17 protein-coding genes and 1 tRNA gene are annotated in these 18177 nt (G+C 33.5%); 10 read left to right on the top strand and 8 right to left on the bottom strand.

Annotated features, from left to right (window positions below; translation table 11 throughout):
* Nucleotides 1-6: 6 nt before the first annotated feature.
* Nucleotides 7-432, top strand: a complete 426-nt coding sequence (locus tag GYM75_RS00655) for a F0F1 ATP synthase subunit epsilon (protein WP_220216301.1) — start codon at nt 7-9, stop codon at nt 430-432.
* A gap of 216 nt (nt 433-648) precedes the next feature.
* Here the strand turns inward: GYM75_RS00655 and GYM75_RS00650 are convergent, their stop codons facing one another.
* Nucleotides 649-1110, bottom strand: a complete 462-nt coding sequence (locus GYM75_RS00650; RefSeq protein ID WP_220216300.1) for a GNAT family N-acetyltransferase — start codon at nt 1108-1110, stop codon at nt 649-651.
* 288 nt (nt 1111-1398) lie between these two features.
* Between GYM75_RS00650 and recC the strand changes: the two genes are divergently transcribed.
* From recC to GYM75_RS00605, 9 genes are all read left to right on the top strand, one after another.
* Nucleotides 1399-4593 carry an exodeoxyribonuclease V subunit gamma gene (gene recC, locus GYM75_RS00645; protein ID WP_220216299.1) on the top strand — a complete coding sequence of 1065 codons (3195 nt, stop codon included), beginning with the start codon at nt 1399-1401 and terminating at the stop codon, nt 4591-4593.
* 8 nt (nt 4594-4601) lie between these two features.
* A complete protein-coding gene (locus GYM75_RS00640; RefSeq protein WP_220216298.1) occupies nt 4602-5387 on the top strand; it encodes a TatD family hydrolase in 786 nt (261 codons plus the stop codon).
* 372 nt (nt 5388-5759) lie between these two features.
* Nucleotides 5760-7163: an MFS transporter gene (locus GYM75_RS00635; protein ID WP_065558527.1), complete on the top strand. Its 1404-nt coding sequence runs from the start codon at nt 5760-5762 to the stop codon at nt 7161-7163.
* A 4-nt stretch (nt 7164-7167) separates the two neighbouring features.
* On the top strand, nt 7168-7800 hold the full coding sequence (locus GYM75_RS00630) for an MBL fold metallo-hydrolase (RefSeq protein ID WP_220216297.1): 633 nt from the start codon (nt 7168-7170) through the stop codon (nt 7798-7800).
* Between the two features lie 170 nt (nt 7801-7970).
* Complete coding sequence (locus tag GYM75_RS00625; protein WP_220216296.1) at nt 7971-8558, top strand: biotin transporter BioY; 588 nt, start codon at nt 7971-7973, stop codon at nt 8556-8558.
* On the top strand, nt 8542-9117 hold the full coding sequence (locus GYM75_RS00620) for a YiiX/YebB-like N1pC/P60 family cysteine hydrolase (RefSeq protein WP_220216295.1): 576 nt from the start codon (nt 8542-8544) through the stop codon (nt 9115-9117). Before GYM75_RS00625 ends, GYM75_RS00620 begins: the two co-directional genes overlap by 17 nt.
* A gap of 95 nt (nt 9118-9212) precedes the next feature.
* Nucleotides 9213-9288 (top strand) — tRNA-Asn (locus GYM75_RS00615).
* A 180-nt stretch (nt 9289-9468) separates the two neighbouring features.
* The gene (locus GYM75_RS00610) at nt 9469-10797 is read left to right on the top strand and encodes a tyrosine-type recombinase/integrase (protein WP_220216294.1); all 1329 of its coding nucleotides are present in this window, start codon (nt 9469-9471) and stop codon (nt 10795-10797) included.
* Between the two features lie 60 nt (nt 10798-10857).
* Nucleotides 10858-11052: an AlpA family transcriptional regulator gene (locus GYM75_RS00605; protein WP_255556795.1), complete on the top strand. Its 195-nt coding sequence runs from the start codon at nt 10858-10860 to the stop codon at nt 11050-11052.
* On the opposite strand, the gene GYM75_RS00600 is transcribed toward GYM75_RS00605, so the two are convergent.
* The 7 genes from GYM75_RS00600 to GYM75_RS00570 form a co-directional block, all read right to left on the bottom strand.
* Nucleotides 11053-11430, bottom strand: a complete 378-nt coding sequence (locus tag GYM75_RS00600) for a hypothetical protein (protein WP_220216292.1) — start codon at nt 11428-11430, stop codon at nt 11053-11055.
* Nucleotides 11431-11500: 70 nt separating this feature from the next.
* Nucleotides 11501-12436 carry a hypothetical protein gene (locus GYM75_RS00595; protein WP_220216291.1) on the bottom strand — a complete coding sequence of 312 codons (936 nt, stop codon included), beginning with the start codon at nt 12434-12436 and terminating at the stop codon, nt 11501-11503.
* 6 nt (nt 12437-12442) lie between these two features.
* On the bottom strand, nt 12443-13378 hold the full coding sequence (locus GYM75_RS00590) for a hypothetical protein (protein ID WP_220216290.1): 936 nt from the start codon (nt 13376-13378) through the stop codon (nt 12443-12445).
* A 72-nt stretch (nt 13379-13450) separates the two neighbouring features.
* Nucleotides 13451-14401: a hypothetical protein gene (locus GYM75_RS00585; RefSeq protein WP_220215838.1), complete on the bottom strand. Its 951-nt coding sequence runs from the start codon at nt 14399-14401 to the stop codon at nt 13451-13453.
* A 42-nt stretch (nt 14402-14443) separates the two neighbouring features.
* Nucleotides 14444-15043, bottom strand: a complete 600-nt coding sequence (locus GYM75_RS00580; protein WP_220216289.1) for a hypothetical protein — start codon at nt 15041-15043, stop codon at nt 14444-14446.
* 31 nt (nt 15044-15074) lie between these two features.
* Nucleotides 15075-17669 (bottom strand): hypothetical protein, encoded by a 2595-nt coding sequence (locus tag GYM75_RS00575; protein WP_220216288.1) that lies wholly within the window; start codon nt 17667-17669, stop codon nt 15075-15077.
* A gap of 1 nt (nt 17670) precedes the next feature.
* Nucleotides 17671-18135, bottom strand: a complete 465-nt coding sequence (locus GYM75_RS00570; protein WP_220216287.1) for a PAAR-like protein — start codon at nt 18133-18135, stop codon at nt 17671-17673.
* Between the last annotated feature and the right edge of the window lie 42 nt (nt 18136-18177).

Below are 18177 nucleotides of genomic sequence, written 5' to 3'. Positions count from 1 at the left end.
AGTATTATGGCACTAACTTCCTATCAATTAGAAGTTGTTAGTGCTGAATCTCACCTATTTTCGGGTGATGTTCAGCGAATCAGAGTCACAGGTATTGAAGGTGAACTCGGTATTTACCCGGGTCATACGCCACTGCTTACTACCATTAAACCAGGTATGGTGGGTATTGTGAAACCCAATGGTGAAGAAGAATTTATCTACCTATCGGGTGGTATATTAGAAGTTCAACCTAATATAGTAACAATCTTAGCTGATACGGCTATTCGAGGCGAAGATTTAGATGAAGCCAGAGCACAAGAAGCAGTCAGACGTGCCCAAGAACATATTAATCACCCAAGTGATGATATGTCATTTGCACAAGCCTCTGCTGAATTGTCAAAAGCTTTAGCTAAAATGCGTGTTATCGAATTAACACGTCGTATTGGACAATAATTTTGTTATTAAAATCAAAAAGGTTACCAAAGCAAATTTAGTAACCTTTTTATTTTGTTATAGCATTACTTTCATTAATCTGTAAATCATAAATCACTATACCTAAAAATTCACATAGCGAAAAATGATAATCCGCGCTATTTTAATAATGTTGCCTTACTCATTTTGAATTTGTGATTCATAGGTATTTCATCTCTTATTGGATGCTTACTCTATTTATAGTTGACATCCCATTTGAATATCGCAACGTTGATAAGGTGATGCGATACCTTTAATTTCAGTAAATCCCAATTTACGATAAAGCTTTATTGCTGGCGCTAATATAGTATTACTTTCTAAATAAATTTTTTTTGCACCTAATTTTTTAGCCTGATTTAATGCTGTTTGTCCTAAATGATAACCTATTTTATTACCTTGTGCTTGAGGTGAAACAGCCATTTTTGCCAATTCAAAATCATATTCGCTATCATGCATTTTAATTAATGCACAACTGCCTACAGGTTGATCATCTATTAAAGCAATAAAAATATATCCACCTCGATCTAAAATATATTCTTGGGGATTGTCTAATGCTTTATAATCGGAATCTTCCATCACAAAATACGTTTGAATCCATTGTTCATTAATCAATTTAAATGCCGATTGATAACAGGCTTGATATGGAACGATACGAAACATTATTTCCCCCAAATTTAATTTGTTAGTGAATTGATATTATACTATTAACTCTTTATATATAATAAAAATAATAAATATTTAATTTTAAGAGTACAATTGACATCTCTTGCCAAAGTTAATTTTTGATTCCGATAAATAATCGAAGTTAACGACATAAATATTTGAATAGTAAAAAACGCATTCAAACGCACTACAGATACATAATCGAATATTTATAATAATAGGATACTGGATTTATTATTCGCTATCAGCGATAATTTTAGTAACTTTTTCGACATAAAAGCGACTATGTTTACCGTTTATCATTCAAATCAAGTCGATCTGCTCAAATCATTGGTGAGTGAATTGATGCAAAGACAACCATTAGAAAATGTGTTCATGCCCGATATGGTGATCGTGCAAAGCCAAGGCATGGCGCAATGGTTGCAGATCGAGCTTGCAGATGCACTCGGTATTGTGGCAAACATTGCTTTTCCTTATCCAACTCAGTTTATCTGGCAAGTTTATCAAGCTTTATTACCCGATTCGCCAATTGAAAACAGTTTTAATCCTGAAGCCATGACTTGGCGTCTATTTTATTTGCTGCCTCAACTCATTGATAAGCAGGAATTTAGCGCACTCAAACATTATCTCAATATAGATAAAACAGAAAGAAAGTTATATCAACTGGCAACACGTATTGCTCGTTTATACGATCAGTACTTAGTTTATCGCCCTGACTGGCTAGCAAAATGGGAATCGAATAAAACCGTGGTTGAATTAAATCATCATCCCGATGAAATTTGGCAAGCGGAGCTGTGGAGACAATTAATAGCCATTAGTCAGCCGTATCACCGTGCAAATATCTACCAGCAAATGCTTGATATCCTACTGGATGACCATTTTGATAAAAAACGGTTAAATACGTTACCCGACCGTATTTTTATTTTTGGTATTACTTCCCTTCCACCCATTTATCTTTCGCTACTCTCAGCACTTGGAAAACATATCGATGTACATTTAATGTTTAACAATCCTTGCAAATGGTATTGGGGAGATATTGTCGAAAAACAGCTAACTGACATACAAAATACACCCGATAAAACTCCAAATCCACTCTTAACGTCATGGGGAAAACTAGGTCGGGATTGTCTGTTTTTATTACAGGAATTCCAAAACAAACAAGATATTGATGTGTTTGCTGATCACGATCGCACTTGTTTATTACATGCTATTCAGCAAGATATACTGGAGCTATATCCGTCAGATAAAACTGCACTTCACATTGACTCAACCGATAAATCAATTTCGTTTCATGCATGCCATAGCGAACAGCGTGAGGTCGAAGTACTCTATGACTATTTACTATCTGTCTTTGATGCTGATCCAACCATAGAGTTACGTGATTGCATTGTGATGGTTTCAGATATTGATAAATACATCCCTTATATTCGTGCCGTTTTTGGTAATGCTGAAGGTCAACGTTATCTACCTTTCACTATTTCCGATCAGAAAGCTCGAAATATTGATCCCATTGTGCAAGCATTTTTTGCGATTTTAAATTTTCCTCAAAGTCGATTTACGGCAGAAGAGTTGTTTAATTTACTGGAGATACCAGCAATTTCGGAAAAATTTTCGATCAATGAATCACAATTAACGCTTTTAAGGACATGGATCATTGAATCGGGTATTCGTTTTGGTCTTGAAAATGCCCATAGTTGGTTATTTGGACTTGAACGTTTGTTGCTTGGTTATACGATGAGCAGTGAGCAAGGAAGCTGGCAGCAAATACTCCCGTATGATGGTGCGACTGGTTTGGATGCTGAACTTATTGGTCAATTAGCTGAATTTATTAGTATAGTCCGTAAATGGTCAACATTGTTAAGTCAAGCCAAACCATTAGTTGAATGGCAAAGTTGTTGCCTTGAATTACTCAATGATTTTTTTATTAGTAATGAACAACGTGAATCTATTTTATTGATGATTCAAGATGAGTGGCAAAAGCTGATTGACAGTAGATTGTTAGCAAATTTTGCGGATAACATATCGATGACTATTTTACATGATGCGATGCAATCACGTTTAGAACAAAATCATTTAGCTCATCGCTTTTTAGTGGGCAAAATCAATTTTTGTACTATGATGCCAATGCGTTCGATTCCCTTTAAAGTGGTATGTTTATTAGGTATGAACGATGGTGATTATCCTAGAACATCGCTACCGCTTGATTTTGATTTGATTGCTCAGTACCCAAGACGAGGGGATCGAAGTCGTCGCACAGATGATCGATATCTCTTTTTAGAAGCAATTTTATCGGCTCAAAAACAACTCTACATGAGTTATATTGGGCGAGAAATTAAAGATAATACTGAACGTTATCCGTCAGTATTAATTGATGAGTTATGGGATTATATCGTTCAATACTATGATAATACCAAAGATAATACAAACGGTTTCGATAATTTACGTGTCATCCATACGCGCACACCATTTAATCCTCAAAATTATTTAAATCCGCCTAAAAGCTATGCCAATGAATGGCTACCGGCAGCACAACAGCAAGGTGAAAGTCAATCCTTCATTAGTGATATTTCGGCGATGACGATTGATAACATTAGTCTTGATGAATTAAAACGATTCTATCAACACTCCATACGATTTTTTTTACAAAAACGATTCAATTTCTATATTAATTATCTTGATGATACTTTACCGGATGCTGAAAATTTTAATCTGGATAATTTTGAACGATACCAGCTTAATGTAAAAATTTTAAATCAATTGATTGATCACACTATCCAAGAATCAGATTTGTATCATCGATTAGCATTAACCGGCGAGTTACCAGACGGCGCCTTTGGTCAGATTATTTATGATGAACAAAATGAATCCATGCAATCGTTAGCGAATAAAATCTGCCAAGAACGCCTGATACAAACTGCCGAAGAGGTCAATTTAACCCTTTTTGCTAATGGACAACATTACATACTGCAAGGCTGGTTAACCCATGTTCAAGAGGATGGAATTTTAACATGGCGACCATCGAAACTTTCGATCCGTGATGGCATGACATTATGGATCGATCATCTTATTTATTGCATCTCCAATCCTGAAAACACGAATAGCTATAGTCGCATCTATGGTCGGGAAGAGAGTGAATGGCGTTTCGAATATTTAAACCCTGAGCAAGCACAAATTATTTTAACAACTTTAATCGAAGGCTATTTGCAAGGTATTAATCAACCGTTACTCTTCCCAATTCAAAGTGCATGGAATTGGTTAGTATCCGCGTATAATTCTAAAACAAATGAGATTGAAATCAGTCAAAAAGCTATCAATCAACTTAAAAACACTTGGCAAGGAGGGGGATTCAATTCAGCAGAATGTGATAATTATTATGCCCGATTATATCCTGAATTAACCAATCCACTTATTGAGCAGATTATTTATTCGGCTCGACAATTTTTATTACCCATTTTATTACATCAAGAAAAGGTAAAATAGGAGGCATTATGTTTATTGATACACATTGTCATTTTGATTTTCCCATTTTTACCGCAGATATCACTAATTCTATCGACAAAATACAGCAAGCAAAAATTGATGCGCTCATTGTGCCAGCTGTCTCTGCGAATCATTTTCATACAATATTACACCTTGCCGAACAATATAATGAAGTTTATGCAGCGCTTGGTTTACATCCCATTTATCAACACACAGAATCAGATTTAGAAAAATTATCCGATATTATTAATAAAAACCCCAAAAAATTAGTAGCAATGGGCGAAATTGGTCTGGATAAATACAATCTTACCGTTGATTGGCAACAACAACTATTTTATTTTCGTTCACAGCTTACCTTGGCTAAAAAATATGATTTACCCGTTTTGATTCATTCACGTAAAACGCATGACATTATGTATCACGAACTTCATCAAGCAAATTTACCTTGTCGGGGTGTCATACATGGATTTTCAGGCAGTTATCAACAAGCGATGCAATTTGTGAAACTCGGTTATTATATTGGTGTCGGGGGAGTGATAAGTTACGCACGCGCTAATAAAACTCGCCAAACCGTTGCCCAACTGCCTTTAGAAAGTCTTGTACTTGAAACCGACGCCCCCGATATGCCATTAAGTGGTCGACAAGGTCAAATTAACCGTCCAGAATATCTCATTGAAATATTTCATGTTTTAAGTCAGTTACGCAAAGAACCTCAACCAGAAATACTTCGTACAATCTTATCGAATACCTTAACGCTATTTAGTCGAATCAATCAAAAAGCATTGAAGCATTGATTATAAATAGCTTTATAATTATATGTGGATTATCACCGTCAAACATTAGCGATACAAGGCCGGTTTTTTTGACTGCTTAAAATCGTTTTTTAGACTTTGCGATTGTGTCTCTTACCGGCGTAATTTCATTATGAATATTATACAATGCGTAATCGTTATCTATTACTTGCCAATTATTGATGAGATAGACCAATCAAATCCAAACAGACGAGTATCACCAATTCACTGTAAAGAAAACTTAAATAAATTATGCTTTCTGGTTTATTTCATCGACGACAAAGTCGTTTCGAGGTAATATGAGATAAATTGTCTTCTATCATCTTATTGATAGCCTTAAAACTATCATCGCAACAATAATAGGTAATTACTATAATGAGCAATGATATTCAATTATCCCCTATGGTATATCGAATGTTGCCGTGGATTGCGGCAGTCGCATTTTTAATGCAATCACTCGATACATCAATTTTAAATACGGCACTCCCCTCGATTGCTAAAGATCTTCATGAATCCCCCTTAAATATGCAATCTGCGGTAATCTGTTATGCATTAACTTTAGCATTGTTTATTCCGATTAGTGGTTTATTGTCCGATCGCTTTGGAACAAAAAATGTTTTTGTGACCGCCGTGTTTCTTTTTACAGCGGGCTCGCTGTCTTGTGCCCTATCAAATACTCTTATTTTTATGGATATTTCGAGGGTTATACAAGGTATTGGCGGTTCAATGATGGTACCCGTTTCCAGATTAGTTTTAATTAAATCTTATCGGCGTAATGAATTTTTATCAGCGCTAAATACCTCATCCATTTTAGGACTGGTAGGCCCTGTAATTGGCCCTGTTCTTGGCGGATATTTAGCTGAGATGATCAGTTGGCATTGGGTATTTTTAATCAATATCCCTGTTGGTATTGCCGGGATCATTATTGCTTGGAAATATATGCCAAACCTTAAAGGTGAACGCATCTATTTTGATTTTTGGGGCTTTGTTATTATTGCCATAACATTTATTAGTGCCACGTTAAGTTTGGAGCTGCTAAGTGAGGGACAAAGTAGTTATATTTCACTATTTTTGGCAATAATAAGTTTAATCTTTCTGTTTGGTTACCGATTCTACGCTCAAAAAGCAACTACCCCTCTATTCCCATTATCTTTATTTAGTATTCGCACTTTTAAAATCGGTATTATCGGTAATTTGATAAGTCGATTAGGTATTTCAGGGGTTCCTTTTTTAATTCCATTACTATTACAAGTTGGCTTTGGTTATTCAGCAATTGAAGCAGGAATGATATTAATTCCTATGGCGTTAGCTTCAATGGCAATTAAATCGTTTATTCCTACAATTTTAGCTAAATTAGGGTATCGAAACGTCTTGATTGGCAATACTATATTGGCTGGAACGTTCATTTTATTAATGTCACAATTAAGTTTATCCACCCCGATCATCCTGATGTGTCTATTACTTTTTTGCATTGGTTGTACCAATTCATTACAATTTACGGCAATGAACAGTATCACTTTAGCTGATTTACAAGGTGAAACAACCAGTAGTGGGAATAGTTTAATGGCGGTAAACCAACAACTTGCTATTAGCTTCGGTATCGCCTTAGGTGCTGTGCTTGTTAGGTTAGTCGGTGAGGAAACCGCTACCATTAAGTCTTTCCAAATTACTTTTATGATATTAGGAATTATCACAATACTTTCTAGCATTGTGTTTGCAGCTTTAAAAAAACAAGATGGGCAAAACTTAACCGCTCATCATCAAGAAACAAGGAGATAACAATATGTTTCAATACCAAATCATTCCGGTTACTGCTTTTCAGGAAAATTGTAGCATTATTTGGTGTGATGAAACAAAAGAAGCAGCCTTTATCGATCCAGGTGGTGAACCCGAATTACTCAAAAAAGCCGTGGAAAAACTGGGCGTGAATATTAAACAAATCCTATTAACGCATGGACATTTGGATCACGTTGGCGCGGCTGTAGAATTAGCAAAACATTATGATGTAAAAATCATCGGCTCAAATCAAGAAGATGAATTTTTATTTAGTGGATTACCTCAGCAATGTATTCAATTTGGTTTTCCTTATATTGAACCCTTTTTACCGGATCATTGGTTAAAAGAAGGAGATAAAATCAAAGTCGGCAATATTTCACTCGATGTACTGTATTGCCCAGGTCATACACCCGGTCATATCGTTTTTATTAATCATTCTGATAAAATCGCTTTTGTTGGTGATGTGTTATTTAACGGTAGTATAGGAAGAACAGATTTTCCGAGAGGCAATCATGCCGATTTGATTTCTTCAATTAAACATAAATTATTACCACTTGGTGATGATTTCATTTTTGTTCCTGGACATGGCCCTATGTCTAGCTTTGGTCATGAGCGTATCAATAATCCCTTTTTAGCTTAATCGAATATCTTTCATCACACTTTTTGCAATATAGTGTGATGATATCCTTTGCTCACCAAAAAACATAATAAGTAAACCATTTAACTAAAAAATAGTTTACAACTTAAATTGTTTCGTTATTATTGCTTATCAAGCTATCGGTCATGAGATTCAAAAAAGAGAGCATAATTATGAAACAACAAGTTATATCGTATTATCCAACATATATTTCAACACTATTTAACTTATCATCTTGGCAACGTAAACTGTCAGTAACAACCTGCGCGGCATTACTTTTAGGACTTGCAGCTAATATCAGTATTCCAACTTATCCCGTGCCCTTTACTTTGCAATCCTTAGTAGTACTACTTATCGGAGCTTGTTTAGGACGTAAATTAGGTACTATAACAATAATTCAATACCTATTTTTAGGCGCTATAGGTTTACCTTTATTTGCTAATGGTAGCGCTGGTTTTATAGCACTAACATCGCCTTCTGCTGGATACTTATATGGATATCTATTTAGTGCTTATTTAGCAGGTTTTGCAGCTGAAAAAGGTTATGATCGCCACTTTATTATCGGTTTAATTACTTTTGGTTGTGCACATCAATTAATCTTTGTATTTGGCGTTCTTTATTTAGCTGGTTATTTACATATTAGCCTCATTGAGGCAATAAAACTCGGATATCTCCCTTTTGCAGGAGTTGATGCACTTAAGTTTATCATAGCAACTTCAGTCATGTTCCTTTTATGGCGTTACCGTGCTAAAAATCACTGATTTAAAAAAAGGCGATATTATTTTCCAGTGTCTGAACGAGGTTAATGACTTTAATGATGCGGTCACCTGTTCAGGTGCAACAAGTAACGTGGATGACTTAACCAATAATATCAATCATGTAGGTTTATATATTGGAAATAATATCGTTATTGAGGCAACACCCAAACACGGGGTCATTGACCAAACGCTGACGCATTTTATCGATGCAGCACAATTTAATATCATTGGTCGAATTGATAATTTAGGGTTGATTGAAAATGCCATTAAGCGAGCAAAAACATGTATTGGTCTACCTTACAACTCTAGCTTTCGTCCAAATACAGCTGGACTTTATTGCAGTGAACTCATTACCTACGCTTTTCGAAACGAACACAATGAGAGTTATTTTGCTTTATATCCGATGAATTTTAGAGATTTAACGACCCATCAAGTTTTACCTTATTGGATCGATTATTATCATTCGTTAAAAGAAAAGATCCCAGAACAACAGCTTGGATCTCATCCTCAACAACTCTTAAGGCAAACGGAATTATTCAAGACAATCCTAACTCTTGAATAAAATAAAGGGAGGTTATTAAATCGAAAAAGCATTTAATACAATTTAACTATTGACATAGCGCCATTTAATCTATAATATGCGCGCTACATTTCGGTTCCTCCATAGTTCAGTCGGTAGAACGGCGGACTGTTAATCCGTATGTCACTGGTTCAAGTCCAGTTGGAGGAGCCAACTTTACATTTCATCTCGTATCTATACGTCTCTATTTGATTATAAATCAATATCTTATATTTTTTTTAGTATACCTCTTATCCATATACATCTATCAATTTCTCTATCAATTTAATATTTTTTCGGGTTCAAATGAGGGTTAGCAAAAATGCTCATTTTTTCCTCAAGGAAAAGAATTCTATGCCAAAAATAATTAAAAGATTAACTGATAATCAAATTAAAAATAGTCGAGCAAATGATAAAAACTTGTATTTAAGAGACGGAAATGGTTTAGTTCTTATTGTTTGCAAAAACAACATTAAAAAATGGGCTTTTAAATATACATCCCCAATCACAAATCGTGAAACTTCAATGACACTAGGTAACTATCCATTGGTAAGTTTAGATGAAGCACGTTCCGAGAGAGATGAATATATCAAACTTCTTAAGCAAAAAATAGATCCGCAAACTTATAGAAATTCGGAGCAACAAAAACAACTGGATAAACAACGCACCACTTTTAAATATGTGATGAACGAGTGGTATAACAGCAGTTACTGTAAAAAACTTAAACCAAGAACATTATTGAAAAAACGGCAATCCTTAGAAAAGCATATTGTCCCGTTTATTGGAAATGTACCGATTCAAGAGATCACGCCTAGCATGGTTATTGAGCTGTTAAAACCGTTGGAGCAGGAAAATAAATTAGAAACGTTATACAGAATAATCCAACGGATTAATGAAATAATGGACTATTCCATAAATGTTGGATATATAGATACAAATAAATTAAATAAAGTACATATGATTTTCGAATCACATCAAGCAAATCATATGTTATCTATTCGTCCTGAAGAATTACCTGAGTTTATGAAAGCACTTTCAAAAGCACACATCAAACCCTATACTAAATTGCTGATTGAGTTTCAACTACTCACCCTAGCTCGTCCTATTGAAGCCGTACAAGTGGAATGGGACGAAATTGACTTTGATAAACGTATTTGGACAGTTCCAAAAGAAAAAATTAAAAAAAACCGAGAACACCTTGTACCTCTTAGTCAACGAGCAATAGATATATTGTTGGAGATGAAAAAAATTAATGGTAGCAGAAAATATGTTTTTACTTCACAGGTTAAAAAGCACCTTAATAATCATATGAATTCTCAAACAGCCAATGGTGCTATTAAACGTATGGGATATGGTGGAAAATTGGTTGCTCATGGCTTACGATCCGTTGCATCAACGTATTTAAATGAACAAAATTTTGATAAGGAAATCATCGAAATAGCACTTTCACATATTGATAAAAATACAGTTCGTAGGGCGTATAACAGGTCGCTATATCTTGAGCAAAGAACCGAAATGTTAAATTGTTGGGCTGAGTTTGTGCGATTTGCTAAAATAGGTAAAGTCTTACAGTTTAATAAACAAAAATCTACCAACTCTAAACCTACAGTTAACTTTACTTCAAACTATAGCAACACAAGCAATATGAGCAAAATTTCTTACTCAATGAATCTTACTGCTTAATTAATACATTCTTTCACGTATTACATTGCATAGTTAAACAATTATTAAATGAAGGAAAAAATGAACAAAAGGATAATTAGATTGGCAGACGTTATACATAAAACAGGCATGTGCCGTGCTTCAATTTATAAAGAAATGGCAGAAAACAGATTTCCAAAAAATGTTAAGCTTACATCTGTAGCGGTCGGATGGATTGAAAGCGAAATAGATGAATGGATTGAATCACGCATTTTAACACGTAACAGCAATAATTAGTTATAAATAAACAAAAAAATAATTAAGATTAAAATATGTATTTGAAATTTGGTAGGGGCGAAAATATTCATAAGCAAGTTCCGTAATTTTCTCAGGGGTTAGTTCTTCTATTGGAGAAAATGTATTTTTATCTAGTTCATGCAGATAGCCCCCTTTAGGAAGTACAATAACTTCATTAAATTTAATCTCTTCCATGCAGTAAAAAAATTTCTTTTCTTCTAATTTAAGTTTAAGTTCACTGTAATATGATTCTATATTGTCTGGATTTTCTCTATAAATCTCAAGGTAAGTTATATCTAAAGTTGAAATAATTTTCATGTATTTTAATATAATAATCTGTACTTCTTTAGAATAGGTATGGCTAAATATATCTTTCATGGCAATTTATTTTTATGTTTTTAGTTTTAATAGTATCATTAATTAGTTAAATAATTTTTACATTATTACCCTATCTTATTACCTCTAATTCGTCAGAGCCTTCCGGTATATGGAAACGAAATAAATAACTTCCAGTAGTCTCCTTTTTATCTTCTTTAACAATTGCTTTAAATTTGATTCCGTCTGTAAAACTATCACCGTTTTTTTGTCTTAATTTTACAAGCCGATTATTGGGTTCAAGTATTATCTGATAGTCAGTAATCGGTAAAATTTGTATATCATCAAATATCTTTGAATATTCCCCATTGGTTAAAGAGTATTCTTGAAAATAATTTTCAATTTCTTCTTGAGTGGCATATAAACAGATGAATTTTTCTTTCAATTTAGGCATGACTGCTTGAAAGTAAGCTTCTGTATCCTTATTTTCTAAAATAGTACGCAACTCTTCTATTTTTTTAACTACTTTTTGTTCCAAATCGGGGACTTTGGTTAAATCTTTAGATTTTGTCCAACCTGTCATTTGGTAAGGCACTTCCGCTTCAAATTCAAACGATTTTTCAAAATAAGGTAAATCTTTAGTCTGTTCATAAGGCAGTTCGAAGTTTAGTATATGGATTTCAGGATCTTCCTTATCCCTAAAATTTTTATTGAAAAATAATCTCATTCTAAAAGAGGCATATTTGCCTAAAACAGCCTGTCCATTCGAGGGATAAATGCGAAAGGTTATTTTTTGTTTACCACTGCCCAATATTCGATAGTTTAATGGGACAATGGGACTGGTAATTTTACCTTGATAATGGGCAAACATTTGTACATCATTAACAAATAGTTCCCATTTAATATTAGCGCTGTAAATTCCGACATAATAGAACGGTTCTTGCTTGTACTGCTTTGGCACTTCAATTGCTTGCATAGTTTCTTGAATTATTTGTTTATCTGTTTTTTGTGCTTGTCCGCAAGAAAACAGAAAACTACTAAGTAAAAACACGTTTATTAATTTTTTCATGAATACCTATCTTATTACCTCTAATTCGTCAGATCCTTCGGGTATATGGAAACGAAATAAATAACTTCCATTAGACTCCTTATTATTTTCTTTAAAAATTGCTTTAAATTTAATTCCGTCAGAAAAATCATCTTTGTCTTTTTGTCTTAATTTTACAATCCTATTATTGGGTTCAATTATTATCTGATAGTCTTCAATCGGTAAAATTTGTATATCATCAAATATCTTTGAAAACTCCCCATTGGTTAAAGAGCTTTCTTGAAAATAATTTTCAATTTCTTGTTGAGTGGCATATAAACAGATAAATTTTTCTTTCTCTCTGGGCATGATTGCTTGAAAGTAAGCTTCTGTATTATTTTTCTCTAAAATAGTACGCAACTCCTCTATTTTTTTAACTACTTTTTGTTCCAAATCGGGGACTTTGGTTAAATCTTTAGATTTTGTCCAACCTGTTATTTGATAAGGCACTTCCGCTTCAAATTCAAACGATTTTTCAAAATAAGGTAAATCTTTAGTCTGTTCATAAGGCAGTTCGAAGTTTAGTATAGGGATTTCTGGATCTTCCTTATCTCTAAAATTTTTATTGTAAAATAATCTCATTCTAAAAGAGGCATATTTGCCTAAAACATCCTGTCCATTCGGGGGATAAATGCGAAAGGTTATTTTTTGTTTACCACTGCCCAGTATATTATAATTTAATGGGACAATGGGACTGGTAATTTTACCCTGATAATGATCAAACGCTTGTGTATCATTAATAAATAGTTCCCATTTAATATTAGCACTGTAAATTCCGACATAATAGAACGGTTCTTGCTTGTACTGCTTTGGCACTTCAATTGCTTGCATAGTTTCTTGAATTATTTGTTTATCTGTTTTTTGTGCTTGTCCGCAAGAAAACAGAAAACAACTTAATAACAACACGTTTATTAATTTTTTCATGAATACCTATCTTATTACCTCTAATTCGTCAGATCCTTCGGGTGTATGGAAACGGAATAAATAACTTCGATTTCATCTTATGATTGATAATTTTGCATCTGTTTTTTTTCGATGAAATAAAGCCATTTCAATAAAATTACCCTTCTGTTCCGGCTCTTTAAAATCTAATTGAAATTTAAAACCCGACAGTTCATGAGGTATTCTTAAACCTACCAATTTTCCATCTGCATAAAATACGAGTTCGTAATCATCTAAAGGTACTTTTTTTAAATTTCTTGGTAAATTTTTAAAATAGTCTAATTCCTCTATTTCCTCATCAGATAAGTAAAATGAAGTATTGATTTCTTTTAAGCGTTGTTCTGTTAGCTGAATATATTTTGAACGATCTTGCTTGGTAAATATGTCATAAAATTCGTTATACCATTCATCTAATTCCTTAAGAAGTTTGTTTTTATCTTCTTTTTCTAAACTAACCGAATTTGTCCAACCCTCAAAATGGTATGGTACTTCTGCTTGAAAATATAAAGTTTCTGTTTTAAAGACTGGCAATTGAATATCATTAGTAAAGGTAATATGGGGGAAACTTAAGACAACATGCCGTTTCATGGTTTCTAAAGAAACATCTTTGACAAATACTTTTAGATCAACTTCCGCTTTTGTAGAAATAAACTCTTGACCATCAAAGGGATATACTATAGCTTTTACCGCCTGCTTTCCTTCTTTAGATAATATCCATTGATTAATCGGCCAATCTACCGCCATGCTTCCAGTTTCATAATTTGTAAAGACGAGAATATCGTTAACAAATAAATCAATAGCACATCCACGGGTAGATACTTCTATTTCATAAAAAGGAGAATGCATATTTATTTTATTATTGTTTAAAACATTTTGGATGTTTTGCTGTGTTTTTTCTTTCATTACCTTTTGGTTTTTTATTTCGTGATTATTATTTTGAGCTTGATTACAATTTGCCATAAATATAAGCGGTAGTATAATGATGATTCTAGGTATTAATTTCAATGTATTCACCTTTCTAATTTTTTTTCTCTGTTTTACTATAAACTAATTTTTACGCATATATGCTCCTGTTTGAGCTTTAAGTGATTCATTTTTTGGTTCAATTGGATTTTCTCCCCTAATCCAGCCAACCATAGTATCTCGGTCATCGAAATCGTTAATTTGAATGCTCGTACTTAAGTATCGATCGGGTAAGTGATAGCAGTAATAGTGTAAATCAAATTTTTCTCGATACTCTCTTTCCATTTTCTCACTCATTAAATTATCTTCTAAATATTGGCTGTTTTTTTCGTGAAAATCTTCTATTGCACTTTTAACCCATTTCGTAGGTGCCTTTATTTCTCCTGTATAAGAATAGATAGTACCGTTCAAATCAGTGATGATTATTATCCTATCTAATTTGACATTTTTTTTGTAGAAATAATAATCTTCATCAGCTAATCGAACTAAAATATAAGTATAACCAATCATCTCATCATCATCAGGAGATGTCATTTTTCCTAAAGGTTCTTTGTAGTATTTACCCTTAAACTCAGACAAAAGAGTATCGATAGGGACGGAAAAATCGAGGTGTCTAATATCAAAAGGTTTTCCACTGATGATTTTAGAACTTTGTGGCTGTTGGGCTTGATTGCATCCGATCATTAAAAATACTGACATACAAATAATAAGTTTTTTAAGTAGCTTCAATGTATTCTTTTCCTGAATTATAAATTTCTCTTTCATCAAATAATGTTAATGTGTTTTCTTTATATAAGTTATATGATTTGCTTAATACTAGTTCGTATATTTTAATCGTTATTTTAGCCCCTCCCCAAATAACAGAAGATTCTTTATATTGAGCGCTTTTTTGCCTATCATAGCCGATTTTTTGAGTAAAAACAAAGGAAGTTCCAGCCTCTCCATCTACCATCCATTTTAATTTTACTGGTTGAGTTGAGGTAGCAATTACTGTACCTCTTGGTTTTATACCCACCTTAATTTTTATACCTACTTCGATTTTAGCTTCTTGCTCACCTGCTTTGTCAAAACCATCTATAGTATTGTATGACCAACTGCCTTCCCAATTTACCTCCATTGAAGCTTCGAAAGTAATATATATTTCTGATTCTGATAGTTTTTCGACTATGGATTTTATCCATAAGAACACCGTTCCAACATAAGGAATCTTGCCTATAAATGGGATTAAATCAATCCCTATCGCAATACCGATTAACGGTTGTAAAGCTATTCCTCCTTTATAAACTGTTGCCATTTGCCCGCTTTGGCTTTCATCAAATTGCCAACGCAAGGCAAAACCTATATTAGGTGGGTCTATGCTGAAATCTATTTTACTTAATGTTCCTGATTCTAAACCGTAGTTCTTGTAACCTTTTTCAACAGTCGAAGGATTAAGATCTTTAAGACTGAGTGAAACTGAATCGTAGGCATATTTAGCATTTTCAATTATTTTTTCAATGCTTTTTAGCCCGTATTTATGAGGTTTTCCATTTATACTGTAACAAACTGCTAAATCATATTGAAGTTTAGCTGAATCGGTAACCTCAATATTTAACTCTCTTTTTATATATCTAAAACCGAATTTTTGATGATACCAGTTCAAAACTTTTCTTTCTCGTGTAATAGAGCCTTCGATCTGTAATCCTGCTGTTAAAACAAATGCAATTTCCCATTCAATATCGGGGTATACATTAATTTTTACGGGTATGGTGTATCGGCAGGTATCTACCATTACCACATGTTTTTGGACATCTTTTTCGTTTAACCAAAAATAGTTAAAAGGAAAAATATTAACCATACCTAAGGCTTTATGATCACGTATGTATTTATAGGGGATAAGCAAATCAACGGAACTGTAATCGATTTTTTGAATTTTAATGCCTTGTTTTTCTGAAGATAGTTTAGCAGGAAAATAAAATACGCTGTCTGCCCCTTTGGTGTGTTGTTGTGTTTTGCATTCTTCGGTTTTTAGATTAGTACTTAAAGTTAACAGATAAGGATTTACATCTCCTGTTATCAGACCAATTTCAATCGGATCTAATTTTATTCCTTCCTTTTTTTCTTCAAATAAGGTTATCTCTTCGTCTTCTTTATGTGCTTTTATCCATGTATAATGGCAAGGCTCTCCGTTAGGTTGCAAAAGTACATCCCCTGCCTTTTCCACATATTCATCGACTTCTTTATTTTGTATCTCCAGCAAATTTTCCATATCGGTATAACCAATGGTTAAATACCCCTGTTGTATCGGATATAATTTTTTAAAATCTGTATTAGTTGCGCTATATGCTTGATAAATGTGTTTAAGAGTAACAAAGAAGGTACGTTTAGTTTTCTCTTTTTGATCTTCAGGTTTTTTATCTATGGCTAACGGTATCAAAAGTTCTGCTCTTTTAAAATATTGGGAGAGGTATGAGACTAGCTCATAATCAAGATCTTCACTCCAAAAATTATCATTTTCGGGCTTTAATCCGTTTACTTTTTTCTCATAGATTGTTTTGTAACTATCAATTTTAACCCCTAAAAATCCGCTATTAGATCCATGTTGTACTTTTTGATCAATTATAACTGTAAATTCAGCAGATTCAGGAATCAGTAAAGTACAAACATGGGCAGAAATGATGAGGTTTTCTCCGTAGTAAACTACATTTTCGTTTTCTTGTGATTCTTTTTCTGTTTTGGGTAAAGGTATTTGAAGTTTTCTATCGAAAGGAGAATTATTTATTAGAAGATCCGTTCGATAAATTTTTGGTTCTGCAATCGGAACAATAAAAATACCTTTAGGTTTTTTACTGAAATGTAATTCAGGATGAATTAAAAAAGGTTCTACCCATGACAAGGCAGGCGTATCGTACGGTTTGTTGTCAAATTTTATCTGAATGGTTTTTTGTATCGTATAGTTGCCTTGAACATTGTGTAAATCGATTTTCGATATCTGTTCAACGGGTTTGTTATTTACCCATTCTTCGTTTTCATCTTTTTTATTATTTCTGTTGGTATCTGTATACCATCCGTGCCAACTAATTCCTCCTTTCTGTAAATTATATACCTTTCCGTATACCCATTTAATACCGCTGTGTATTTGCTTATTTTTTACTTTATCTTCAACATCTAAAAATACTTTTTCATCCATTTCAACGGATAAGGTAACCCAGTTTCCATTAGCTATCAAACCATATACTTCACAACCATTCAAAAGTTGTGGAAACTTTATAATTTGTCCGTTGCTTATATGTTCATCAGAGATAATGATTCGATTAATACCTTTAGACATTTTATTTGGCTTTTAGCGTTAGTATTCTATGGGTTAGTTTTAATGAGGTCAGGGGATTGATTTGCTCGTGAACTTCCTTCGGGGTATTTTCAAGGTTTTGTTGTGATAATTCGGCTTGTTGACCGTGGTGTACTACACTGATACAATCTTGTCCACCCAAAGGACAACCTGCTTTGGATTGTTCTGTTAACAGTTTTCCGGCTCCTTCTATTTTTTGCGTGGATTCTTCGCTACTCCATTGAGTTACTTGCACAGAACACGGCGCACGGTGCGGTTTTTTTGCACATCCTCCGAAACAATTCTTTTTAAATGTTGCGCCTACATCGGTTGTAGTAGCTGCTAATTTTTTCGAGCTGTTACTATCATTCAGATAAAGTATATTTTGTGTTTTAACCAACAGTTCATCGGTACTATTGCCATATTTACAGGCACATATAGCACCTTGAACTAAATATTTTATTCCCATAGTTGAAATTTTTGTGTTTTAGTTTTTATTTTGCATTTGGAT

Source organism: Gilliamella sp. ESL0441 (assembly GCF_019469185.1).
In the GTDB taxonomy this organism is placed as follows: Bacteria; Pseudomonadota; Gammaproteobacteria; order Enterobacterales; family Orbaceae; genus Gilliamella.
The sequence above is the reverse complement of the archived record's forward strand: the minus strand, read 5'-3'. Positions and strand labels throughout refer to the sequence as shown.